Annotated in this window: 16 protein-coding genes and 2 pseudogenes; 8 read left to right on the top strand and 10 right to left on the bottom strand. The window is 61.2% G+C overall.

Annotated features, from left to right (window positions below; all coding sequences use genetic code 11):
* Window positions 1-2 precede the first annotated feature (2 nt).
* Both LRO94_RS15725 and LRO94_RS15720 read right to left on the bottom strand, forming a co-directional pair.
* Window positions 3-1,295: a PQQ-dependent sugar dehydrogenase gene (locus LRO94_RS15725; protein ID WP_179178901.1), complete on the bottom strand. Its 1,293-nt coding sequence runs from the start codon at window positions 1,293-1,295 to the stop codon at window positions 3-5.
* Complete coding sequence (locus tag LRO94_RS15720) at window positions 1,292-1,705, bottom strand: DUF2231 domain-containing protein (RefSeq protein ID WP_032885312.1); 414 nt, start codon at window positions 1,703-1,705, stop codon at window positions 1,292-1,294. Before LRO94_RS15720 ends, LRO94_RS15725 begins: the two co-directional genes overlap by 4 nt.
* Window positions 1,706-1,877: 172 nt before the next feature.
* Here LRO94_RS15720 and LRO94_RS15715 point away from each other — a divergent pair, with 172 nt between their 5' ends.
* Window positions 1,878-2,903 carry a UV damage endonuclease UvsE gene (locus LRO94_RS15715; RefSeq protein ID WP_032885311.1) on the top strand — a complete coding sequence of 342 codons (1,026 nt, stop codon included), beginning with the start codon at window positions 1,878-1,880 and terminating at the stop codon, window positions 2,901-2,903.
* On the top strand, window positions 2,903-3,676 hold the full coding sequence (locus tag LRO94_RS15710) for a nucleotidyltransferase domain-containing protein (protein ID WP_032885310.1): 774 nt from the start codon (window positions 2,903-2,905) through the stop codon (window positions 3,674-3,676). Before LRO94_RS15715 ends, LRO94_RS15710 begins: the two co-directional genes overlap by 1 nt.
* 128 nt (window positions 3,677-3,804) lie before the next feature.
* Here the strand turns inward: LRO94_RS15710 and LRO94_RS28115 are convergent, their stop codons facing one another.
* From LRO94_RS28115 to LRO94_RS15700, 3 genes and pseudogenes are all read right to left on the bottom strand, one after another.
* The gene (locus LRO94_RS28115; protein WP_371260683.1) at window positions 3,805-4,572 is read right to left on the bottom strand and encodes a methyl-accepting chemotaxis protein; all 768 of its coding nucleotides are present in this window, start codon (window positions 4,570-4,572) and stop codon (window positions 3,805-3,807) included.
* 87 nt (window positions 4,573-4,659) lie between these two features.
* Window positions 4,660-5,664 (bottom strand): annotated as a pseudogene (locus LRO94_RS28110) (cache domain-containing protein); the annotation flags it as partial.
* A 230-nt stretch (window positions 5,665-5,894) separates the two neighbouring features.
* The gene (locus tag LRO94_RS15700) at window positions 5,895-9,884 is read right to left on the bottom strand and encodes a bifunctional nitrate reductase/sulfite reductase flavoprotein subunit alpha (RefSeq protein WP_179178903.1); all 3,990 of its coding nucleotides are present in this window, start codon (window positions 9,882-9,884) and stop codon (window positions 5,895-5,897) included.
* Window positions 9,885-10,498: 614 nt separating this feature from the next.
* Between LRO94_RS15700 and nirB the strand changes: the two genes are divergently transcribed.
* The 3 genes and pseudogenes from nirB to LRO94_RS15675 all read left to right on the top strand — a co-directional run.
* Window positions 10,499-13,042 carry a nitrite reductase large subunit NirB gene (gene nirB, locus LRO94_RS15695; RefSeq protein ID WP_155989944.1) on the top strand — a complete coding sequence of 848 codons (2,544 nt, stop codon included), beginning with the start codon at window positions 10,499-10,501 and terminating at the stop codon, window positions 13,040-13,042.
* The gene (nirD, locus tag LRO94_RS15690) at window positions 13,042-13,404 is read left to right on the top strand and encodes a nitrite reductase small subunit NirD (RefSeq protein WP_032885306.1); all 363 of its coding nucleotides are present in this window, start codon (window positions 13,042-13,044) and stop codon (window positions 13,402-13,404) included. Before nirB ends, nirD begins: the two co-directional genes overlap by 1 nt.
* Before the next feature lie 738 nt (window positions 13,405-14,142).
* Window positions 14,143-14,232, top strand: a pseudogene (locus LRO94_RS15675) (nitrite reductase small subunit NirD); the annotation flags it as partial.
* Between the two features lie 411 nt (window positions 14,233-14,643).
* Here the strand turns inward: LRO94_RS15675 and LRO94_RS15665 are convergent.
* From LRO94_RS15665 to LRO94_RS15645, 5 genes are read right to left on the bottom strand one after another with little or no spacing between them, the layout of a single operon-like run.
* On the bottom strand, window positions 14,644-15,975 hold the full coding sequence (locus tag LRO94_RS15665; RefSeq protein ID WP_095184621.1) for an ABC transporter substrate-binding protein: 1,332 nt from the start codon (window positions 15,973-15,975) through the stop codon (window positions 14,644-14,646).
* A gap of 39 nt (window positions 15,976-16,014) precedes the next feature.
* A complete protein-coding gene (locus LRO94_RS15660) occupies window positions 16,015-17,082 on the bottom strand; it encodes a branched-chain amino acid ABC transporter permease (RefSeq protein ID WP_179178904.1) in 1,068 nt (355 codons plus the stop codon).
* A 23-nt stretch (window positions 17,083-17,105) separates the two neighbouring features.
* Window positions 17,106-17,987, bottom strand: a complete 882-nt coding sequence (locus LRO94_RS15655) for a branched-chain amino acid ABC transporter permease (RefSeq protein ID WP_032885303.1) — start codon at window positions 17,985-17,987, stop codon at window positions 17,106-17,108.
* A gap of 2 nt (window positions 17,988-17,989) precedes the next feature.
* Complete coding sequence (locus LRO94_RS15650; RefSeq protein ID WP_179178905.1) at window positions 17,990-18,766, bottom strand: ABC transporter ATP-binding protein; 777 nt, start codon at window positions 18,764-18,766, stop codon at window positions 17,990-17,992.
* Between the two features lie 11 nt (window positions 18,767-18,777).
* Window positions 18,778-19,833, bottom strand: a complete 1,056-nt coding sequence (locus LRO94_RS15645) for an AMP-binding protein (RefSeq protein ID WP_179178906.1) — start codon at window positions 19,831-19,833, stop codon at window positions 18,778-18,780.
* A gap of 263 nt (window positions 19,834-20,096) precedes the next feature.
* On the opposite strand from LRO94_RS15645, the gene LRO94_RS15640 reads away from it, so the two are divergent.
* The 3 genes from LRO94_RS15640 to LRO94_RS15630 all read left to right on the top strand — a co-directional run bounded on the left by LRO94_RS15640 (window position 20,097) and on the right by LRO94_RS15630 (window position 22,822).
* A complete protein-coding gene (locus tag LRO94_RS15640) occupies window positions 20,097-20,534 on the top strand; it encodes an HIT family protein (protein WP_032885300.1) in 438 nt (145 codons plus the stop codon).
* A gap of 70 nt (window positions 20,535-20,604) precedes the next feature.
* Window positions 20,605-21,333, top strand: coding sequence for a hypothetical protein (locus LRO94_RS15635; RefSeq protein WP_179178907.1), 729 nt, complete (start codon window positions 20,605-20,607; stop codon window positions 21,331-21,333).
* A gap of 85 nt (window positions 21,334-21,418) precedes the next feature.
* Entirely contained in the window at window positions 21,419-22,822 is a 1,404-nt protein-coding gene (locus LRO94_RS15630) for an XAC2610-related protein (RefSeq protein ID WP_179178908.1), read from the top strand.
* The last annotated feature ends 17 nt before the right edge of the window (window positions 22,823-22,839 follow it).

Below are 22,839 nucleotides of genomic sequence, written 5' to 3'. Positions count from 1 at the left end.
TGTTATTGGTTACGCGTCACGCGCCACACCGTGTTGGCCAAGTCATCCGCAATGATCAGCGCACCTTTGGGGTCCACCGTCACGCCCACCGGGCGGCCGCGGGTCTTGCCGTCGTCGCCACGGAAGCCGGTGGCGAAGTCAATCGGCTCACCCGCCGGTTTGCCATTGCTGAACGGCACAAAGATCACCTTGTAGCCCACCGGATTCTCACGGTTCCAACTGCCGTGCTCGCCGACGAACACGCCGTCGGCGAATTTTTCGCCCATGGCCGGGATGGAAAAGTCCACACCAAGTGCCGCCACGTGAGAGCCCAAGCTGTAGTCCGGCTTGATCGCAGCAGCGACTTTGGCCGGGTTCTGTGGTTGTGCGCGCGGGTCGACGTTCTGGCCCCAGTAGCTGTAGGGCCAACCGTAGAAGGCACCTTCACGCACCGAGGTCAGGTAGTCCGGCACGAGGTCGGGGCCGAGTTCATCGCGTTCATTGACCACTGTCCACAGTTGCCCGGAGTCGGGTTGGATGGTCAGCGCCGTGGGATTGCGCAGCCCGGTCGCGTAGGGCTTGTGCGCGCCGGTGGCGGCGTCGATCTGCCAGACCATGGCGCGATCGATCTCCACTTCCATGCCGCGTTCGGTGACGTTGCTGTTGGAGCCGATGCCCACATACAGCTGGCGCCCGTCGGCACTCACGGCCAGGGACTTGGTCCAGTGGTGGTTGATCTGTGCCGGCAGGTCGGTGACTTTGACCGGCGCACCGCTGGCCTTGGTCTGGCCGTCGGTGTAGTCGAAACGCACCAGCGCATCTTGATTGGCGACGTAGAGCTTGCCGTCCGCAAATGCCAGGCCATAGGGCGCGTTGAGGTTGTCGGCGAACACGGTTTTCAGCTCGTAGGTGCCGTCACCGTCGGCATCGCGCAGCAGGGTCAGGCGGTTGCCGCTCTTGACCTTGGTGTTGCCCTCGGCCTTGATCAGGCTGGCGATCACATCCTTGGGCTTGAGCTTGGCCGCACTGCCGCCACGGCCTTCGGCGACGAGGATGTCACCGTTGGGCAGCACCAGGGTCTGGCGCGGGATGGCCAGGTCGGTGGCGATGGCCGTGACGCTGTAGCCTTCGGGCACTTTGGGTTTCTGATCGCCCCATGGCGCGGGCTCGGCGATCTTCATGCTCGGCAGCAGGCTGCTTTGTTGTTCCGGCAATTTGGGATCAGGGCCGCGGGCCTGGGTTTTATCGCCTTCGCCACCGCAGGCGCTTAACAGCAGGGCGGCACTCAACAGGGTCAATGTGCTGGACGTTTTCATTTCACACCTCCCGAACGCAGGCCGGTCCAGGTCGCTGCCAGCGTCAGCAGCATCACGATCGCCGACAACACCAGGCCGGTCGGCATGGAGGCGTAAGCGTCCTTGGCGTGTTGGAACGCGTTGACCAGACCGAGTATCCAGGTGGCCAACAACAGCAGGACATACCGAGTAGGTTGCCCGGCCTTACGCTCGGCGCGCAGCAGGTTGACCAGTGCAAACAGCAGCGCAAAACCACCGAATACCAACGCACCGGCGATCAGCCAGGAGGCGAAGTTCGCCCACTGGATCTGGTAGGTCTGGGTGTAGGCGATGTCACTGAGCAACGCGCCAAGAAACAGCGGCACGGTGCCGGCGAGCAAGGTCGCATGCAGCGGACCTGGCGTGGGGCGATAGGTGGAGAGGGTAGTCATGGGGGGGCGGCTCCTTTTTATCCAACGCCCCTGGGCGGGGCAGCGCATAGGAAATGAGCGCGGCGCTTGTCGGAAAGTTCAGGGTGATTGGTGTCTAAATATTATGAGCCCGCTGCCAGAGCCCATGCATAAGGCCGTATCATCGTGTACTTTCCTTTCGCCAGGCGCCTCTATGACACACCCTCGCATTGGCTTCGCATGCCAGTACAAGCACCCCGAACGCCTATTGTCGCCCAGCGCCCTCAAGCTGATCGAAGGCCCGTTCAACCCCCGCACGACCACCTTGCGCTGGATGGACGGGGTTACGCCGCAGGTCGCCCGCGAAAAATTGGTCGAAGTGGTCACCCATAATCTGGCAGCGCAATTGCGCCTGTTGGCCTATGTCGCCCAACTGCCGCCAACCTTGCGCATGCTGCGCTTGAGCAGCGACCTGCTGCCGTTCTACAGCCATCCGAAAGTCGCCGACGTCTATAAAGATCCCGCCATCGAGCGCCAATTGATTGAAGGTTTCGCCGCCATCGGCGAGCTGGCGCGTGCCTCGGATATTCGGCTGTCGTTCCACCCTGGCCAATACTGCGTGCTCGGTTCGGAAAACCCCGGCGTGGTTGAAAACAGCCTCGCCGAATTCGAATACCACGCCGACATGATCCGCATGATGGGCTACGGGCGGCAGTTCCAGGACCTCAAGTGCAACGTGCACATCGCCGGACGCCTGGGGGTTGAGGGCACTCGCGCGGTGTGGTCGCGCTTGTCTGAGGTGGCGCGCAACTGCATCACCTTCGAGAACGATGAAAAGACCTACGGGCTCGACCACTGCCTGCAAGTCGCCGATCTGGCGCCGGTTGTGCTCGATATTCACCACTGCTGGATCAACGAAAACGAGTACATCGACCCCAGCAGCGAACGCGTCACTCGCGTGATCGACAGCTGGCGCGGCGTGCGGCCGACGATGCACTACTCCCAGCCCCAGGAAGTCCTCCAGGAACTGGGCTTCGACGCCGAGCACAAGTTGGAAATGGACGCGCTGTTGCAGGTGGTCTCCAAGCGTGACCTGTACGCCCACAGCGCGCAGATGTGGAACCGCTGGACCAACAACTACGCGCTGCAGTTTCTGGAGCGCTTCGACATCATGTTGGAATCCAAGGACAAAAACGTGGCAGCGCTGGCGTTTTATGAGCACTGGAAGAGACAGTCGTGATGACGTCGAACAGCTCGGGTATTGACCCGGACGGCTATATCCTAAGCGTCCCCCACAACCCAATGCAGCCTGAGTTCCAGGCATTGCTTGAGGATGTCTGCGCTTCGCTGTCGCCGGATGATTTGGGGCTGGACAGTCTCTATCTGTACGGCAGTGTCGCAAGGGGAGACGCCACGCCCGGTGTCTCTGACCTGGACCTCACGCTGGTGCTGCGTGAACCGCCCACTGCGCCGCTGCTGGCGCGTCTGGAAGCGATTCGCCGGGCGCTGGAGCAACGGCACCCGCACGTCATTAAGGTCGATTTTGACATCGGCAGTCGTGGGCAAGTGTTAGCGGCTGACAACAGCAACAGTTGGGGCTTCTGGCTCAAGCACCATTGCCGCTGCCTGTGGGGCAATGATCTTTCCCTGCATTTCGAGCGGTATCGGCCGTCCCGCGACATTGCCGTGGCGGTGAATGCCGACTTTGAACACGTGCTGGCCGGCTACCTCACGCGTATTGCGCAAGCTGATACCCAGCAGGACCGATTGCGCTTGCAGCGTGAAGCATCACGCAAGGTGGTGCGGGCCACGCATGTGTTGCGCTCGGAAGATGCGACAACGTGGCCACAGACACTCGAAGAGCATGTTGCACTGTTCGTCAGGCGTTATCCGACGATGATCACGCAGGTGGCGTTCTTTCTGTTTGAAGCGCGAAATCCTGAAGCCGAAGTCGACAACTTCACGACCCGGCTGCAGACATTTCTGGGTTGGATGGCCTCGCAACAGCAATAAAGGTGTTGGCCGTGAGGCCGCCACTGCAGCATGGCCATCTCCACACTTCCTAAAGACCAACACACAACCCTGTGGTGAGCGGGCTTGCCCCGCGCTGGGCTGCGGTTGATCAATGTGCTTGCCAACCCTCAGGACTTGAAGCGTCCCACCAACCCATTGAGCTCATCCGACAAATTCGACAAGCGCCCCGAGTCGTCCTGCGCGGAGTTGGCCAGGCTTTCCACCAGGCGCGCTTCGTCGTAGATCTGCTGGATATGCCGGTTGATTTCTTCGGCCACGCTGTGTTGTTCCTCGGCGGCGGCGGAGATTTGCAGGTTCTGGTCGCGGATCTCGTTGACCGACAACTGGATGCCTTCAAAGCTGTCCCGCGCGCTTTCAATGGACGACACACTGGCCCGTGACAGGTCCAGGCAACTGCCCATTTTTTGCGTGACTTCCTGGGTCTTGTTTTCCAGGGTGCCCAGCAGGTTTTCGATTTCGCCGGTGGAGTCGGAAGTGCGCTTGGCCAGCGCGCGTACTTCATCGGCCACTACCGCAAAACCACGACCCTGATCACCGGCGCGGGCTGCTTCGATGGCGGCGTTGAGCGCCAGCAGGTTGGTCTGTTCGGCAATCGCGCGGATGGTGCCGATGATCTGGTTGATGCTGCGGCTGCCGGCTTCGAGTTCGACCATGGCGTCGGACGACTCGGTCAGACGGCGGCCCAGGCGGTTGACGTTATCGGTGGTGACTTCGATCTGTTGCTTGCCCTCGGCCACACGGCGATGGCCGTTCTCCGCCGACTCTGCCGCGCTGCTGCAGGAGCGCGCGACTTCGTTAGCGGTGGCGACCATTTCGTTGAATGCGGTGGACACCAGTTCCACGGCCTCGCGCTGGCGCCCGGCGGCTTCGTTCATGTTGTGCGCCACTTCGCTGTTGACCTTGGAGGCGTTGTGCAAATTGGCCGAGGCCGCGCCGATGTGCTGGATCAATTGGCGGATGGCGGCGAGGAACTTGTTGAACCAGCCAGCGAGTTCAGCGGTTTCATCCTTGCCCTGCACGTGCAGTTCGTGGCGCAGGTCGCCTTCACCCTCGGCAATCGACTGCAAACCGGTACTGACCTGGCCGATGGGCTTGACGATCACTTTGGAAAACGCCGCCGCGAGCACGCCGAAGATCAGCACCAGCACGCCGACGATGACGGCGGTGAGGTAGGTCATGCGCATGGCTTCGGCCATGACTTCGCGGTGTTCGATCAGGCCGATATAGCGCCAGCCCAGGCCGGGAGAGGTCCACACGTTAGCCATGTAGCGCACGCCGTTGATTTCCACTTCGGTAGAACCCTGGGGTGTCTCGGCCAAGTGCGCATAGGCGGCACCCAACTCCTTGAGCGGCTTGAAGCTGTGGGCGGCGTCGCGCGGGTCGACCAGCACCACACCGTCCTCGATCAGCATTACGTAGCCGCTTTCGCCGAGCTTGATGCTCTTGACCAACTCGGTGAGATTCTTCAGCGACACGCTGACCACGAACACCCCCTTGGCCTTGCCGGCGTTATCCAGCAATGCCCGCGCGGTGCCCACCAGGGCCACGTCGTCTTTGTCGTAATAGTACGCCGGGGTGCGCACGGTCTTGCCGGGGCTGGCCATCGCGGCCTTGTACCAGGGGCGTGTGCGTGGATCGTATTTAGCCAGTTGTGGATCATCGGGCCATTTGACGTAGGTGCCGTCTTCCAGGCCGATGGACAGGATGGCCGCCGCCGGATGGGTGGCGCCAAACCGGGCGAATCGGTCGATCACCTCTTGCGCGGCCGCAGGCATCGGTTGGCTGGCGGCGTCGGCGGGTTGGTAATTCTTGAGGGTGTTGACGGAGGTGTATACAGGATCCGTGGCCATTTGATCGACGTTCTGCAGCGTGCCGTCGAAGAACTGACGGATATTGCCATCGATCTGGCGGATTTCGCGGGTGCTGCCGTCGATGAACTGATCGACCGCCTGGGTCCGCGTGTTCATGACAGAGATCACCGCCACCAGGCTGACCGGGATAAACGCGACAGAGACAAACGCCAGTACAAGCTTATTTTTTATTTTCATCGAGACGACCATCAGCACGGAGGGTGGTGAAACCGTCGCATTCTGCACCCGCAGCGCGGCGATTTGCTATCACCGCTGTTTCGGCTAGATGCCGGCAAATCTTTAGGGTTTTTTGTACACAATACAATCGGCGATTGTTCTGTATCCAATCAGTAGACATCACGCAGATAACGCTTCTGCTCACTCAGTTGGCGCCAGTACTCCACGGCGTCCTCTACGCCCAGTCCGCCGTGGGTATTTGCGACCTGGCGCAGTGCCTGGTCAACGTCCTTGGCCATATGGCTGGCATCCCCGCAGATGTACAGCTTGGCGCCGTCCTGCAACCAGCGCCACAGCTCGGCGCCGTGTTCGCGGATGCGGTCCTGCACGTAGATCTTCTGCGCCTGGTCGCGGGAAAACGCCAGGCTCAGATGAGTGAGCAGGCCGTCGCGCTGCATGCCTTGCAGTTCGTCCTGGTAATAAAAATCGCTGGCGGCGTACTGCTCGCCAAAAAACAGCCAGTTACGCCCCTGATGCCCCAGGGCCCGACGCTCCTGCAAGAACGCACGGAACGGCGCCACACCGGTGCCGGGACCGATCATGATCATCGGCACGTCACCGTCGTTGGGCGTGCGGAAGTGTTTGGACGGCTGCACAAACACCGGCACTTCGCCGTCGCCGACGCGGTCGGCGAGGAAGGTGGAGGACACGCCTTTGCGCTTGCCATAACGCACGGCGGCCACCGTCAGGTGCACTTCGTGGGGATGGGCCTTGGCACTGGAGGCAATCGAATACAGACGCGGTTGCAGACGTTTCAGGGTGCCCAGTAGCTCGTCCGCCGAGCAGTCGATGGGATATTGCTGCAGCACATCCGTGAGCTGTCGGCCCCATAGCCAGTCTTTGAGTTCAGCCTTGCGCTCGGGCCGCAGCAGTTGTTCCAGGCCCGGATTGGCACTGCGCTCGGCAATAAAGGCCAGGGTCTCGCTGCCAGGACGGGCGATCTCGAAGTGCTGGGTCAGCGCCTGTTGCAGCGATACCTCACCAAAAGTGTCGATGTTTACCGAGGCGCTGGCGCTCAGGTGGGTCAGCTCCAGCAGTTCGCTCACCAGTTCCGGGCAGTTGCGCGGCCGCACGCCGAGGGCGTCTCCGGCTTCGTAGGTCAGGCCGGAGTCCGCCAGGTCCAGGGCGAGTTGGCGAGTTTCCTTGTGGGCGTTCTGGGGGTTCAGGTGCCGGTTGAGCAGCAGGCGTGATTGATGCAGTTTGGTTTTGCCGGCGGGTGTGGCGGCCAGTGTGACGGGCTTTGCCGGGTTGAGGGTTTGCTGCAACTTCGTCAGCCAGGCATCGGCGCGTTCTTCGAATTCGGTATCGCAGTCGACGCGTTCCAGCAGGCGCGTCGCCCCCAGTTCCACTAGGCGCTGATCAAGCCTTTTGCCGTGCCTGCAAAACTGGTCGTAATTCGGATCACCCAGGGCCAGTACGGCAAAGCGCAGGGACTCCAGGCGCGTGTCGACGGTGCTGAGGCTGTGCCAGAAACCTTCGCCATTGTCCGGTGGGTCGCCGTCGCCAAAGGTGCTGCTGATCAGCGCCAGGTTCTGGGTACTCGCCAGTTTGCTCGTCGGGAAGTCCGCCATGGCGCTCAGCTCCACGCTGATGCCCGCTTCGCGCAGGCGTTTGGCGAAGCGCTCGGCCAGGGCTTCGGCGTTGCCGGTCTGTGAGGCCCACAACAGGGTGACGTCCGGGGAGGGGAGCGGTGCAGCGCCTGTGCGACTGAACAAACCACCGAGCAACCCGTCCAGCCACAAGCGGGCGTCCTGGGCCAATGGCGCGCTTGCCGGAATCACCGGGACGCCAGCGTCCTGCCGCGTGGCGCTGGAGTGCAGGCCACTGAGGAAGCCGGCGAGGTAGGTACGTTCACTGTCGCTCAGTGACGGCGCCGGCCTGTTACGGATACCGGTGAGATCAGCGAAGGCGTCAAGGCGCGACATGGTGAGGTCCTCCGGAAGGTCATGGGAAGTGGGCGCCGGTTGGTCGAGGAATTGATGGTCGATCAGCTCGACTCGGGCCAGCGCGACCGCGCAGCACTTGAACTCGGGCTGCAGGGAAATCGGGTCGACGGCATCGTTGGTCACCGCATTGATCGCCAGGTGCTCGCCAAACACATCGTTCCAGTGGAAGGGCGCAAAGCAGTTGCCGGGCCGCACGCGGTCAGTGATCACCGCAGGCAGCACGGCACGCCCGCGCAAGGAGCGCACCTCCACCGGTTCCTTGGCCTTGAGGCCCAAGCGCGCGGCGTCATCGGGATGGATTTCCACGAACGGGCCGGGGTTGAGTTTGTTCAAGGTGGCGACCTTGCCGGTCTTGGTCAGGGTGTGCCACTGGTGCTGCAGGCGGCCGGTGTTGAGCACGAAAGGGAAGCTGTCGTCGGGCATTTCCGCAGGCGGCATATAGGGGCGCGGAAAGAATTGGCCTTTGCCGCTGTCGGTGGCGAATCTGAGCGTGCCGGTATTCAGGTAGCGGATCGGGTTTCGGTCTGCGCCGTCGGCTGAAGGGCAAGGCCATTGCAACGGTTGTTCACGCAGGCGCGCATGGCTGGCGCCGCGCATGTCATAGCCGGTCTTGGGGTTCCAGGCGCGTTTGATTTCTTCGAACACGTCGGCGGCGCTGGCATACGTGAACGCGTCGGCAAAGCCCATTTCACAGGCGACACGGGCGATGATCTGCCAGTCCGGCAAGGTTTCACCGGGTGCATCGACGGCCTTTTGCATCAGGGTCAGGTTGCGCTCGGAATTAATCATCACCCCTTCGGCCTCGGCCCACAGCGCGCCGGGCAGCAGGATGTCGGCGTAGCGGTTGGTCTCGGTGTCGAGGTAGGCGTCCTGGGTGATCACCAGTTCTGCTGTGCGCAAACCGTCGATAGCGGTCTGGCGATTGGGCACGCTGGCCACCGGGTTGGTGCAGATGATCCAGCAGGCTTTGATCTGCCCGGCGGCCATCTGTTCGAACATCGCCACGGTGCCGTTGCCGGCTTGGCGCGGCAGGTGGTCAGGCGGGATTTGCCAGAGGTCTTCGATAAATGTGCGGTCGGCGTCGACCATGACCGAGCGCTGTCCTGGCAGGCCCGGGCCCATGTAGCCCATTTCGCGGCCGCCCATGGCATTGGGTTGGCCGGTGAGGGAAAACGGCCCGCTGCCCGGGCGGCAAATCGCGCCGGTGGCCAGGTGCAGGTTGCACAAGGCGTTGGTGTTCCAGGTGCCATGGGTGCTTTGGTTGAGGCCCATGGTCCAGCAGCTCATCCATTCTGCGGCCTGGCCGATCCAGTCGGCGGCTTGGCGGATATCCGCTTCGGCCAAACCCGTGATGGCAGCGACGCTGTGGGGCGGGTAGTCCTCAAGAAAACCGGGCATAACCTCCCAACCTTCGGTGAACGTGGCGATAAAACCGGGGTCGGTGTGGCCGTTTTTCACCACCAGGTGCAGCAGGCCATTGAGCAGCGCGAGGTCGGTGCCGGGTTTGATCGGCAGGTACAGATCAGCTTTGTCGGCGGTGGCGCTGCGCCGGGGGTCGACCACGATCAGCTTCGCCCCGGCCTTGACCCGGTCCATTATGCGCAGGAACAAAATCGGATGACAGTCGGCCATATTGGCGCCGATCACGAAGAACAGGTCGGCGCGGTCAAAGTCTTCATAGGAACCCGGTGGCCCGTCGGAACCGAGGGACAGCTTGTAGCCGCTGCCGGCACTGGCCATGCACAACCGCGAGTTGGATTCGATATTGCGGGTGCGCACAAACCCCTTGGCCAATTTGTTGATCAGGTACTGCGCCTCCAGGGACATTTGTCCGGACACGTAGAACGCCAACGCATCGGGGCCGTCACGGTCGAGGATATGGCGCAAACGGCCGGCGGTTTCGCTGATGGCGGTGTCCATGGCGACCCGCACCGGGTCGTGATCGCGCTGCTCACGCAGGTAAGCGTTTTCCATGCGCCCGGACTCGGCGATGGCTTGGCCGCACGTAGTGCCTTTGGTGCACAGGCGGCCAACGTTGGTGGGGTGGGCCTTGTCGCCGATCACCTTGACCACCTTATTGTTTTCCACTTGCATCACGATGCCGCAGCCGACGCCACAATAAGGACACACGCTACGTACGCTTTGGTTTGCCATCCGTCACCCTCTAAACTTTTTTACCCGCCAACAAAAAAGCGCCCTGCAACCCTCCGTTTGGAAACGGGGGTTGCACGGCGCCTTTGTCGTGAATGGGCAATCAGCGTTGACTGCTTTATGCAGGTGTTCCTAGCAAGTCACGCGCCAGGTTTTTTCGAACGCTGCAATGGGTGCTTTTTTGTGAAGAACCGGGTTGTTCTGGTGACCTGGCTGTTGGGGTGTGCGGGCTAGTCGAATCGTCGCACCGGCCACGCTGGGCTGCGAAGCAGCCCCAACACTCATCAGCCAGGAAATTGATGATGCAAGCGCGCCTTTTTGATGCAACGCGCACCAGTTGGATGCGCAATCCACGCTGTTCAGGCGACGCGAGGAGACTGCAGCGGCCCCACGTACGGCTCCGCGGCCAATTGGCATAGAGCCTGCAAGCTCCCCGTCAACCCCACTCGGTCAACGACGATCGACAGGCCATTGAGGTCATGGGCATAAAGCGATGGATCCGGCGAAGTCGTCCGAACAGATCCCGCATAAGAACAGGCAAAGACGCCTGGAACCGCAAGGTTTCAGGCGTTTTTTTTTTGCTTTTTAAACCGTGATGAATGTTGTCAGGTGCTGATATGAACAAACCGATGAAAACCCTGATCGTCGTTGGCAATGGCATGGTCGGTCACCATTGTGTGGCGCAACTGATCGAGCGCGGCGCGCTGCAACACTACCACCTGCATGTGTTCAGCGAAGAGCCGATGCGCGCCTATGACCGTGTGCACCTGTCCGAGTATTTCACCGGACGCGATGCCGAGTCGTTGGCACTTTCCGAGGCGTCGCTGTACCAGACGCCGGGAGTGACGTTGCACCTGGGCGTGCCGGTGCTGGAGATCGACCGCGTTCGCCGTGAGGTGATCACGGCTCAGGGCTGCGTGGCCTACGACACATTGGTCCTGGCCACCGGCTCCTATCCGTTCGTGCCGCCGATCGAAGGCGCCGAAGGGGATTCGCGGTTGGTGTATCGCACCTTGCAAGACCTCGATGCCATCCGTGCAGCGGCAGCCAATGCCCGACGTGGTGTGGTGGTGGGCGGTGGCCTGCTGGGCTTGGAAGCCGCCAACGCCCTGAAAAGCTTGGGCCTGGAAGCCCATGTGGTGGAGTTCGCACCGCGCTTGATGCCAGTGCAGTTGGATGATTTCGGCGGTCTGGCGCTCAAGGCCCAGATCGAACGGCTGGGCGTCGGCGTGCACCTGTCCCGTGCCACGCAGTCGATCAGCGCGGGCGAGCAGTACCGCTATCGCATGAACTTTGCCAACGACGAGTTCCTCGAAACCGACCTTATCGTGTTCTCCGCCGGCATCCGCGCACAGGACGCCCTGGCGCGCCAGGCTGGCCTGGAGATTGGTCCGCGTGGCGGGGTGGTGATCAACGATGAATGCTTGAGTTGCGACCCGCACATCTACGCGATTGGCGAGTGCGCGTCGTGGAACGGCAGCCTGTTCGGCCTGGTCGCGCCGGGGTACCAGATGGCCCGCGGGGTAGCCGCGCTGTTATGCGGGCAGGTCGCCGAGCCCTTTGTCGGTGCCGACATGTCCACCAAGCTCAAACTGCTCGGCGTGGACGTGGGTTCCATCGGCGACGCCCATGCCCACACGCCGGGTGCGCGCAGCTATCAGTTCATCGACGAGGCCAGCGCCAGTTACCGGCGCCTAGTGGTGGACGCATCGGGCAAGCATGTGATCGGCGCAGTGCTGGTTGGCGACAACAGCTACTACGACACGTTGCTGCAATACATGCAGAACGCGATTGCACTGCCTGCGGAACCGGCCAGCCTGATCCTGCCGTCGTCCGCCGGTGCACCGACTCTCGGCCCAGGCGCGTTGCCGGAATCGGCCACGGTGTGTTCCTGCCACAACGTGACCAAAGGCGCGATTTGCTCGGCCATCGACGGCGGTTGCAGCGACCTCGGCCTGCTCAAATCCCAGACCAAGGCTTGCACCGGTTGCGGCGGTTGCGCGGGCTTGCTCAAGCAAGTGTTTGAACACGAGTTGATTGCCCGTGGCGTCAGCGTCGACAAGAGCCTGTGCGAACACTTCGCCTACACCCGTCAGGAGCTCTATGCCCTGGTGCGTGTGGAAGGGGTGACCACCTTCGAAGAACTGCTGGCCAAACACGGTCGTGGCCACACCGGTTGCGACGTGTGCAAACCGGCGGTCGGTTCGATCCTGGCGTCGTGCTGGAACCAGCCAATAATGGACGCCTCGTTGGTGCCGTTGCAGGACACCAACGACACGTTCATGGCCAACATGCAGAAGAACGGCACCTACTCGGTGGTGCCACGGATTCCCGGTGGTGAAATCACGGCCGACAAGCTGATCGTGATCGGTGAAGTGGCGAAGAAATACGACCTCTACACCAAGATCACCGGCGGCCAGCGCATCGACTTGTTTGGCGCGCAGTTGCATGAGCTGCCGGATATCTGGGCCGAGCTGATCGCCGCTGGCTTTGAGACCGGGCACGCGTATGGCAAATCCACGCGTACGGTGAAGTCCTGCGTGGGCAGCACTTGGTGCCGCTACGGCGTGCAGGACAGCGTGAAAATGGCGCTGCTGATCGAGGATCGCTACAAGGGCCTGCGTTCGCCGCACAAACTCAAGTTCGCGGTGTCCGGCTGCACCCGTGAATGCGCCGAAGCCCAGAGCAAGGACGTGGGCGTGATCGCCACCGAGAAGGGCTGGAACCTTTACATCGCGGGCAACGGCGGCATGCGTCCGCGCCATGCCGAACTGTTCGCTACTGACCTCGACGACGCCACGTTGATCCAGTACATCGACCGCTTCCTGATGTTCTACATCCGCACCGCCGACAAACTGCAACGCACCTCTGTGTGGCGCGAAAGCCTGGAAGGTGGCCTGGATTTCCTCAAAGACGTGATCCTGCACGACAGCCTCGGCCTGGGCGCGGAGCTGGAAGCGCAGATGCAGCTGGTCGTCGACCGCTACGAATGCGAGTGGGCCAACGCCCTCAAGGATCCGGAAAAACTCAAGCGCTTCCGCACCTTCGTCAACGACAAACGCCCCGACCCGGACATCCACTTTGTCCAGGAACGCGGCCAGCGCCGGCCGATCATGGCCACCGAACTCAACCTGATTCCCGTCATCGAGGAGATTGCCTGATGAGCCAGCCTGACACTCAGCACCACCTGTCCACCTGGAAAGGGGTGTGCAGTGAGCAAGACCTGGTGAGCAACTCCGGCGTAGTGGTTTGGCTGGACGGCGCGCAAGTGGCGCTGTTCTACCTGCCGGGTGCGCAGGAGCAGACGCTGTTCGCCATCGACAACCATGACCCGGAGTCGGGGGCAAATGTAATTGGCCGTGGATTGGTCGGCAGTATCAAGGGCGATTTGGTGGTAGCTGCGCCGATCTATAAGCAGCATTACCGCTTGCAGGACGGCCAGTGCCTGGAGGCGCCACACCAGCGATTGCAGGTGTGGCCGGTGCGATTGAATGAGGGTGTGGTGGAACTCGCAGTGAGTTGATCGACCTCGGTCCAAGTGTGGGAGGCGGCTTGCTCCCGATGGCGGTGTGTCAGTCAATATCGGTATGGCTGAACCACTGCTATCGGGAGCAAGCCCCCTCCCACATAAAACTGCATCGCAGTGGAGAAATCTTACTGCTCCTTGCTGCAATCACGGGGGGGAATGCCTTTCTCCTTCGCGTACTAGGATGGCCAGTGCCTGGAGGCGCCATACCAGCGATTGCAGGTGTGGCCGGCGCGATTGAATGAGGGCGTGGTGGAACTCGCAGTGAGCTGATCGACCTCGGTCCAAGTGTGGGAGGGGGCTTGCTCCCGATGGCGGTGTGTCAGTCAACATCGGTATGGCTGAACCACTGCTATCGGGAGCAAGCCCCCTCCCACATAAAACTGCTTCGCAGCTGAGAAATCCTACTGCTCCTTGCTGCAATCACGCGGCGTAATGCCTTTCTCCTTCGCGTACTAGGACGGCCAGTGCCTGGAGTCGCCACACCAACGATTGCAGGTGTGGCCGGTGCGATTGAATGAGGGTGTGGTGGAACTCGCAGTGAGCTGATACACCTCGGTCAAAATGTGGGAGGGGGCTTGCTCCCGATGGCGGTATGTCAGTCGACATCGGTATGGCTGAACCACTGCTATCGGGAGCAAGCCCCCTCCCACATAAAACTGCATCGCAGCTGAGATATCCTACTGCTCTTTGCTGTAATCACGCGGCGTAATGCCTTTCTCCTTCGCGTACTAGGACGGCCAGTGCCTGGAGGCGCCACACCAGCGATTGCAGGTGTGGCCGGTGCGATTGAATGCGGGCGTGGTGGAACTCGCAATGAGCTGATCGACCTCGGTCCAAGTGTGGGAGGGGGCTTGCTCCCGATGGCGGTGTGTCAGTCAATATCGGTATGGCTGAACCACTGCCATCGGGAGCAAGCCCCCTCCCACATAAAAAACTGCATCGCAGTGGAGAAATCTTACTGCTCTAGTTGCTGCAATCACGCTGCGTAATGCCTTTCTCCTTCGCGTACTAGAACGGCCAGTGCCTGGAGTCGCCACACCAGCGATTGCAGGTGTGGCCGGTGCGATTGAATGAGGGCGTGGTGGAACTCGCAGTGAGCTGATCGACCTCGGTCCAAGTGTGGGAGGGGGCTTGCTCCCGATGGCGGTGTGTCAGTCAACATCGGTATGGCTGAACCACTGCTATCGGGAGCAAGCCCCCTACCACATAAAACCGCATTGCCGCTGAGAAATCCTACTGCTCTTTGCTGCAATCACGCGGGGTAATGCCTTTCTCCTTCGCGTACTGCGCCGCCGAGGCTTCGATGATCGGCCGCAGCAGCGCGCGGTCGGCTTGTACCCAATCGCTGATCAGGTTCCAGCGCTGGCCATCCCACTGCTGGAAGCGTACCGCGCCGCCGCCTTCATGGTCGGCGCAGGACAGTTTCAGCGGTTGCACCAGGCCTTTTGCGCCCAAGGCCTGAAGACGTGCATTGTCCAAGTTCAGGTGTTCGAAACCCCAGCGTACTTGTTCGCCAGTGAGGGGCTGGTGGCCGTATTTTTCCTGGGCCAGGCGCACGGCTTCGACGTTGAGAATGCCGTTCACCACACCGAGGTTGTAGTACACCGTGCCGAAGCGCTTCGGATCGGCCAGGTTGCCTTTGCCCGCGTCCACCACGCTTTGCTTGATGCCTTGCAGCACTGGGAAATCGGTGCCGGACGGGTGGGTGGTGATGGAGATAAAACCCTTGGCTGCGTTGCCGGCCGGCAACACGTCTTCTTCCGAGTTGCTCCAGATATTGCCGATGATGTGATCAGCCGGGTAACCGACTTTTTGCGCAGATTTGAGCGCCACCGGGTTCATCACGCCCCAGCCGCGCAGGATCACCCAGTCCGGCTTGAGACGGCGAATGTTCAGCCACTGCGATTGTTGCTCGTTGCCAGGGTGTGGCACTTCCAGCAGGGTCAATTCGAAGCCGGCATTTTTGGCCAGGGTTTCCAGCACGCCGTTGGTTTCCTTGCCGTACGGCGAGCCGTGGTAGAGCACGGCGATTTTCTTGCCCTTGAGTTTGTCGGCGCCGCCTTCGCGCTGGCCGATGTAGTTGATGATCGCCGAGACTTCCGAATACGGGTTGAGCTGCAACGGGAACACGTAGGGGAAGACGCTGCCGTCGGTGGAGTCGGTGCGTCCGTGGTTGATGGTGATCAGCGGTAGTTTGTCGGCGGTCGAGCGATCCAGCGTGGCGTAGGCGATGCCCACCGACAGCGGGTTGGTGGCCGCTGCGGGCGCACCGTTGAGACCGCCCTTGAGGCGCTCGTAGCATTCGACGCCTTTTTCCACCACGTACTCGGTCTCGCATTCGCTCCAGGTCAACTTGACGCCGTTCACGCCGCCGTTGGCGTTGATGTATTGCAGGTAGTCGATAAACCCACCGAAGAAACCGGTGCCACCGGCGGCATAGGGCCCGACCCGATAGCTCTGCAACGGAAAGTATTGTTCGTTGGCGGCCTGGACGGTGCCCGTGAGCGTGGCGGTGATCAAGGCCAGGCCCAAGGCCAGGCGGCGCAGCGGTGCGGGGTGTCTCATGGAGGCAGTTCCTCGGGGTTCAGCTCGGGGGTTAGTAAGTTAGTAACGCAGCGGCCATACCCTGGCCCGTTGACGAAAGCGCTGCCACAGTCGGGCCAGCCCCTCCGGTTCCTTGATCAGGAAGGTGATGATCAGTGCACCGAACAGCATCTTCTGAAGGTTTTCCAGCTGGCCGGCGTCCATCAATCCGGCCGGCAGCAACGCGAAGAGGTTGCCCAGCAGGATCGGGAACAACACGATGAAGGCCGCGCCGAGGACGTTGCCGAGCACACTGCCCAGACCGCCGATAATGATGATGAAGAGCACCTGAAATGAGCGGCTCAGGTCGAAGCCGTGAGGCTCCACCGTGCCCAGGTAGGCGAAGGCCCAAAGCGACCCCGCGACGCCCAGGTAGAAGCCGCTGATGGCAAACGCCAGCAGCTTGGCCTTGAGCAGCCGAATGCCGATCACGGCGGCGGCGGTGTCCATGTCTCGCACGGCCATCCAGTTGCGGCCCAGCTCACTGCGCACCAGGTTTTTACCGAGCCAGAACAGCGCCACGACCACGCTGAGGGTCAGCAGGTAGCGGCCACATGGCGAGCTGAAATCAACCCCGGCGATCAGCAATGGCGGCGAGGTGATGACCCCGGATGCGTTGTCGTTGGTAAACCAACTGAAGCGGGTCAGCACCCACTCCACCACGAACTGGGCGGCCAGGGTCGCTACCAACAGGTAAAAGCCCTTGATGCGCAGGCTCGGCAGACCGAAGAACACCGCCACCAGCGCAGCGATCACGCCGCCCAGGCCAAAGCTCACCAGCAACGGCAAACCGGGTACGCGCAATTGCAGGTTGTAGGCGGCAAATGCGCCCACCGCCATGAACGCCGCCGAGCCCAGAGAGAGTTGCCCGGCGTAGCCAGTCAGCAGGTTCAGGCCGAGGCCGGCCAGGGACAGCACCAGCAGCGGCACGAGGATCGCGCTGAACCAGTAATCGTTGCCCAGCCACGGCATCACCACAAAGGCAAAGCCCAGCAGCACCCACAGCGCGACGCGGTCCTGGCGCAGGCGAAAGATGCGGCGCTCGGCCGCGTAGGAGGTACTGATTTGACCGACTTCTTGATACAGCATGCAGGCATTTCCTCAAAAAACGATCAGACCCGTTCGATGGCGCGCTCGCCGAACAACCCGGCAGGGCGCACCAGCAAGAACAGCAAGGCAAGGACGTAAGGCACCCAGTTTTCAATGCCGCTGCCGATGATCGGGCCGAGGTAGATCTCGGCGATTTTTTCGCTCGCGCCGATGATCAAGCCGCCGACAATCGCGCCGCCGATGGACGAAAATCCGCCGATGATCAGCACCGGCAATGCCTTGAGTACCACCAGCGATAACGAGAATTGCACCCCCAATCGCGCGCCCCAAAGCAACCCGGCCACCAGCCCGACAAACCCCGCCACGGCCCACACCAGGGCCCAGATGCGCGGCAGGCGAATGCCCACCGCCATGGACGCCAGCGGGTCGTCTGCGACTGCACGCAGCGACAGGCCTATACGGGTTTTGTTGAACAGCAATGACAGGGCGAGCACCAACGCGGCGGCGGTGCCGGCAGCGAACAGGTCGAACTGCGAGAGCAGCATGCCGCGGATTTCAAGCGGCTCGTCGGCAATGCCCAAATCCAAGCCATGCACCTGCGCGCCCCAGAGGAATTGCGCGAAGCCTTCGATCATGTAGGACAGCCCAAGGGTGGCCATGAACAGGATGATCGGCGGGCGATTGACCAGGGGCCGCAGCACCACTTTCTCGATCAGCAGCGCAAGCACCACCATGCTCACCAGGGTCAGCAAAAACGCGAAGACAAACGGAAAGCCGCGCTCCAGCAGGCTGACAAAGGTCAGCGCGGCGAACAGCACCATGGCGCCCTGGGCGAAGTTGAAGACGCCCGAGGCTTTGTAGATCAGCACAAAACCGATCGCCACCAGGGAATACATCACGCCCGCCAACAGGCCGCCGATCAGCACCTCAAAGAAAAATTCCATGCTCAAGTTCCCAGATAGGCGGCGATGACATCGGGGTTGGCGCGCACTTGCTCGGGTGTGCCGTCGCCGATCTTGCGGCCGTAGTCGAGCACCACTACGTGGTCGCACAAGCCCATGACCACACCGATATCGTGCTCGATCAGCACCACGGTGGTGCCGAACTCGCGGTTGATGTCGCGGATGAACTGGCTCATCTGGGCTTTCTCCTCGGCGTTCATGCCGGCCATGGGTTCATCCAGCAACAGCAGGGTGGGTTCGGCGGCCAGGGCACGGGCCAGTTCGACACGTTTTTGCAGGCCATAGGGCAGGGTGCCGACCAGCACATGCCGCCAGGGATGGATCTGCAGAAAGGCAATCACCTTTTCCGCGTGCAGGCGGTGCGCGTCGTCCTCGCCCGGGGCGCGGCCCACGCGCAGCATCTGTTCCAGCCAACTGCTGCGGCGCTTGAGGTTGCGCCCGGTGAGCACGTTGTCGAGCACGCTCATGCCCTTGAACAGCGCGATATTCTGGAAGGTTCGCGCAATCCCGCCTTCGGCCGCCTGATGCGCGCGCATGCGCCGTCGGGTGTGGCCGGCGTAGTGGATGCTGCCGCTTTGGGGGTGGTAAACGCCGTTGATCACATTGAGCAGCGAACTCTTGCCGGCGCCGTTGGGGCCGATCAGCCCGCAGATGTCCCCGGCCTTGACGTCGAAACTGATGGAGGTGATGGCCTTGATGCCCTTGAACGACAGGGTAATGTCATCGAGCCGCAGTAAGACCGCTTGAGTGGTTGCATGCATGGTGGGGCTCGTCAGACAGCGTGAGGCAGTCGTTGGTCGGCGGGTTGGTGTTGGGGCGCTGGCTCTTGCCAACGGCCGGGATCGATGTCCAGGGCGGTAAAGAACGCCGCACTGTCCGGGCTCAACGCTGGCCCTACCAGCAAAGGCACGCGCAGGCGGCTCATGCCCAGCACTTCGAGCAATGGTCGACGCACCAGCCAGTGGCCCAGCCAGCGGCGAATGATCGATGGGGTTGGCTGCATCGCCCAGCGGTACAGGCGATGACTGAATGTGCCCGGCAGCGGCAGGCGCTCACGAGCCCACTGTTCCAGACGGGCGTAGGATTCACGGGTGCCCAGCACCAAGGTTGGGCCCAGCTCGCGGCGGTCGGTGTCACGGGTGGCCAGGGCTTCGGGGAAGTTCAGGCGAAAACCAGCGTGCAGCCAGGGCGCCAGCAAGTAGCGCGCCTGCCCGCTGGCGGCGAAAACCCGCGCGGCCAGGGCTTCCTCATTGGCGTCGAGGTGTTCGCGGGCCACTAAAGTGCGCGCGTCCATGAGCAACTGCCCGTGGGTCAACTGCACGCGGGTATCGGCGTGGAACACAAAGGCGAGGGCAGTTGACTGAGCCGCGCACGCCGGGGCAGGGAGGTCCGTGCGCAAGTCCGCATAAGCGACCAAGTGGGGGCCTTTGTGTTGATCCAGACCGCGCCCATCGAGGTACACCACCACACCGGGCCCACTGATTGACGGAATCGCCTCGGCGTTTTCGGCGAGAACAAATGTCGGCCGCAGTTGCACCAGCAGCGCACGATTGTCGCGCTCGGGATCGAGCAGCGTGACGCTCCCCCCCAACCACTGCGCGGCCAGTGCCAGCAGCAAGGCTTCGGGGCGCGCCTGACTGATGATCAGCAGATCATCGTCAGGCCCGAAGTCGCGCTGGTGAAGGGCTGCGGCGAGTTGGCGTATGTCGTCTGCCAGTTCGCTCCAACGTCGCTCTTGCCAGATGCCCAGGCGCTTGTAACGCAAGGCAATCGCCGACCCTCGGGTGTGGGCTTGATGCAGCAGCGCCTGGGGCAGTGTCTGGGGCATGGGTGTGTCCTTTGGGTCGATGCAAAGGTGATTGCACGCGCCATGCCAGTGAGATAAATGCTTTTATTTCAAATGGATACGTTTAATTTTAAAAGGGAGAGCCTGTTTGGATTCAGCACAAGCTGTGCAACTGCTGTTGGTGGGGCAACAGGCGTTTTCTCAGGCGGCCTGTCAGGTAACTCCCTTAGACTGTTCCCGTTGCTGAAAAGCAGGGGGCAAGCGTTAAAATGCCGCCCGCATCTTGCCCCCATCAAGGACCCTACATGCCACTGATCACGGAACGCGTAGCCCTGGCCCGCATCGGCGCCAATGAGAAGGTTATCTGCCGCATGGCCTCGGGCTGGGCGGTGATGGGGGATGTGCAGTTTCTGCCGGGCTACTGCCTGCTGCTGCCCGATCCGGTGGTCGCGAGTTTGAACGACCTGGATACCGAAGCCCGCGCGACTTACCTGCTGGACATGGCGCGCCTCGGTGATGCGGTGTTGCACGCCACCGACGCCCAGCGCATGAATTACGAAATCCTGGGCAACTCCGAGCCTGAGTTGCACTGCCATATATTCCCGCGCTACGCCTCGGAACCCGACGACAAGCGCCGGATGCCGGCATGGTTTTATGACTGGAAGAATGCTGTTCCTTATGCCGAAGAGGTGCATGGGGATTTGCGCAAGGCCATCGAGCGGTTGCTGCGTCAACCCAGTTGAGAGGCGAGAGCGTGCAGCCGCATTGGCGCCAACTTTTATTAACTTTCGCGTGAAGAGTGCAGTTAGAAATATGAATCTACTCGATCCGTTGACTGGAACAGAAGCGTTGACTCAATCGGGGAGACCCATAGAACCTGGGTTTCTAACGGCTTTCTGGGGCTGGGGTTTTTCAGCATTGGATAACCCCCTGCTACGAGGTTATCTGGCAGAGTTTTTGGTGTATCGGGCACTGTTCAACATGCCTAGCCCCGATTTCAAGGTACCCACCTCGCATTTTTCAACCAAGATGGAAGGCGATGTTCATGACCTCGTGTTTTTCATGAATGATGAAAAATTCACTATCCAAGTTAAATCGAAAGACTCCTATAGCAAATCTCAGGTGTTCGATACCTCCTTCGCTGAAGGATTCGATTGTGTCTCCAATAGTCCGCTGCCCGCTGAGCATTGGTCAGACTTTTACATCTTCGCTTATCTCGCATTGGATAATAAAAAGTGTCAGGAGAACGAGCGTCTTCATGATAAGTGGAACCCCAATCCATCTCGTGCACTGCCGATGGAGAAAGCGCGGTTCAAGCTCAATAAGCAGGCGTTGGTGAAAACGGTGTTGGAACTCGATAACTGGAGCTTCTACATTCTTGACCGAGAGCAATTACGTGGGCAGAAAAGCATCAATTTGAACAAGCTGCGCAGTAAGGTCAATAAGGGGGAAGCTGTGTGGGTACAGCATGACGGTATTGCAGATGCGTTGGTGGGTTTCGCCCTCGAACGGCACGCTAAACGATGCGATGAAATGCTTTAGGTTCCCTTCGCTCGTGGGGTACGCCACATAGCCGCCAGCGAAACCGCTACACTGCCGCCCCCGAATTTCAGCAAGGATGCTTTGAATGCGTTCGCTCGTCAGCGCTGTGCTCCTCTCCATGACCCTGGCGGCCCCGGCCATGGCCGAGCCTCGTTCGTTCTCGGTCAATGACCCGAGCGGCAAATACCTGGTCGAAGTGTTGTTCCCGCAGGTGCCGCAGGACTTGCAGTACCTGGCGCGAGCCCTGATCACGATACGCGACGCAACTACCCTCGAAATCCTCCAGCAATTGCAAACTCCGGACGCCCAGGTGCCGCTGGACCAGAATGGTAAAACCGTCGACTGGCGTTTGATGGGCGAGAACGGCGTGGTCTACTTTGCCGACATCAATCAGGATGGCCGCCAGGACTTGGCGATCCGCAATGGCACCGGCGCGGATAAAGACTTCCAGTCCAGTTACGATGTGTACCTGCAAGACCCGCACAAGACGCAGTGGGTGCTCAACGGCCCTCTGACCGATCTTGCGAACGAAACCTCCGGCGGTATGTTTTCAGTCAATCCCAAGGACGGCGTTATCCATTCGCAGACCGACCAGGGTTGCTGCTGGACCCGCGCCAGCCGCTATCAGATGCGCGACGGTGAGTTGGTGAGGCTCAGCGCGTACACCCAGGCCCAAGTGCCTGCGACGGACGATGACGCCAACAACAGCATGCCCAGCGGCTACATGCTGCGCACCACCGGTGAGTGGAAGGACGGCCAGTGGCTGGAAACCCCAGGGCTCGAAGGGCCGGTCAATGAGGATCCTGAGTTCCTGGCTGGCACCCTCAACGGCAAGATCCCGGTGCAACTCTGGTACCAGCAACAGGGCGCGGTGTTGATTGGTGAATTGCGCTACACCAAAAGCGGCAGCGGCAAGCCAATCAAGTTGGTAGGCGAGTTGGGTGAATACGGCGACCAGTCGTTTGTCTATCTGCACGAATATGCCGACGATGGTCATCAAACCGGCATCTGGCGCATCACGCGGGAAACCGTCGAGCCCTATGCTTACTCCGGCACGTGGGTCAGTGGCGCCCAGGGTGACAAGCCAGAGTTGCAAATCCAACTGCATCGCGAGGACCGTGAGCCTGAGTACAAGAAACTCGGTGACGTTGCCCGCGATCAGCGTGACGGTCACTACCAGATGCGCAACGACTTCCTCGACCGTGACGGCGACCTGGACCTGAAGATCCTCCCCGACCGCGATGCCCAGGGCCGTGAAGTGGCGGAGTTCACCGTAACGCTCAAGGAAACCGGTACCGACAAGGTCATCGTCAGCGCGCACCACAGCGTGCCGATGGAAACCGAGAACCTGATTATCGTGCGCGAGCCGTTGGCGACCCGGCGCGCCGGCCCGTATCACATTCAACTGGTGAAGGGTTTTGCGGTGATCAACCACAACTCGGCGCCGGACTTTCCGGATTACTTCACGGGGATGTATCGCAAGCAATAGCGCAGATGCTGAGCCAG

Source organism: Pseudomonas sivasensis (assembly GCF_021391435.1).
GTDB lineage: Bacteria > Pseudomonadota > Gammaproteobacteria > Pseudomonadales > Pseudomonadaceae > Aquipseudomonas > Aquipseudomonas sivasensis.
The sequence above is the reverse complement of the archived record's forward strand: the minus strand, read 5'-3'. Positions and strand labels throughout refer to the sequence as shown.

What these genes read in the sequence shown, in the direction of transcription:
- LRO94_RS15725 (WP_179178901.1), bottom strand. Translation starts at nt 1,295, where the DNA reads ATGAAAACGTCCAGCACATTGACCCTGTTGAGTGCCGCCCTGCTGTTA.
- LRO94_RS15720 (WP_032885312.1), bottom strand. Translation starts at nt 1,705, where the DNA reads ATGACTACCCTCTCCACCTATCGCCCCACGCCAGGTCCGCTGCATGCG.
- LRO94_RS15715 (WP_032885311.1), top strand. Translation starts at nt 1,878, where the DNA reads ATGACACACCCTCGCATTGGCTTCGCATGCCAGTACAAGCACCCCGAA.
- LRO94_RS15710 (WP_032885310.1), top strand. Translation starts at nt 2,903, where the DNA reads ATGACGTCGAACAGCTCGGGTATTGACCCGGACGGCTATATCCTAAGC.
- LRO94_RS28115 (WP_371260683.1), bottom strand. Translation starts at nt 4,572, where the DNA reads ATGAACGAAGCCGCCGGGCGCCAGCGCGAGGCCGTGGAACTGGTGTCC.
- LRO94_RS15700 (WP_179178903.1), bottom strand. Translation starts at nt 9,884, where the DNA reads ATGGCAAACCAAAGCGTACGTAGCGTGTGTCCTTATTGTGGCGTCGGC.
- nirB (WP_155989944.1), top strand. Translation starts at nt 10,499, where the DNA reads ATGAACAAACCGATGAAAACCCTGATCGTCGTTGGCAATGGCATGGTC.
- nirD (WP_032885306.1), top strand. Translation starts at nt 13,042, where the DNA reads ATGAGCCAGCCTGACACTCAGCACCACCTGTCCACCTGGAAAGGGGTG.
- LRO94_RS15665 (WP_095184621.1), bottom strand. Translation starts at nt 15,975, where the DNA reads ATGAGACACCCCGCACCGCTGCGCCGCCTGGCCTTGGGCCTGGCCTTG.
- LRO94_RS15660 (WP_179178904.1), bottom strand. Translation starts at nt 17,082, where the DNA reads ATGCTGTATCAAGAAGTCGGTCAAATCAGTACCTCCTACGCGGCCGAG.
- LRO94_RS15655 (WP_032885303.1), bottom strand. Translation starts at nt 17,987, where the DNA reads ATGGAATTTTTCTTTGAGGTGCTGATCGGCGGCCTGTTGGCGGGCGTG.
- LRO94_RS15650 (WP_179178905.1), bottom strand. Translation starts at nt 18,766, where the DNA reads ATGCATGCAACCACTCAAGCGGTCTTACTGCGGCTCGATGACATTACC.
- LRO94_RS15645 (WP_179178906.1), bottom strand. Translation starts at nt 19,833, where the DNA reads ATGCCCCAGACACTGCCCCAGGCGCTGCTGCATCAAGCCCACACCCGA.
- LRO94_RS15640 (WP_032885300.1), top strand. Translation starts at nt 20,097, where the DNA reads ATGCCACTGATCACGGAACGCGTAGCCCTGGCCCGCATCGGCGCCAAT.
- LRO94_RS15635 (WP_179178907.1), top strand. Translation starts at nt 20,605, where the DNA reads ATGAATCTACTCGATCCGTTGACTGGAACAGAAGCGTTGACTCAATCG.
- LRO94_RS15630 (WP_179178908.1), top strand. Translation starts at nt 21,419, where the DNA reads ATGCGTTCGCTCGTCAGCGCTGTGCTCCTCTCCATGACCCTGGCGGCC.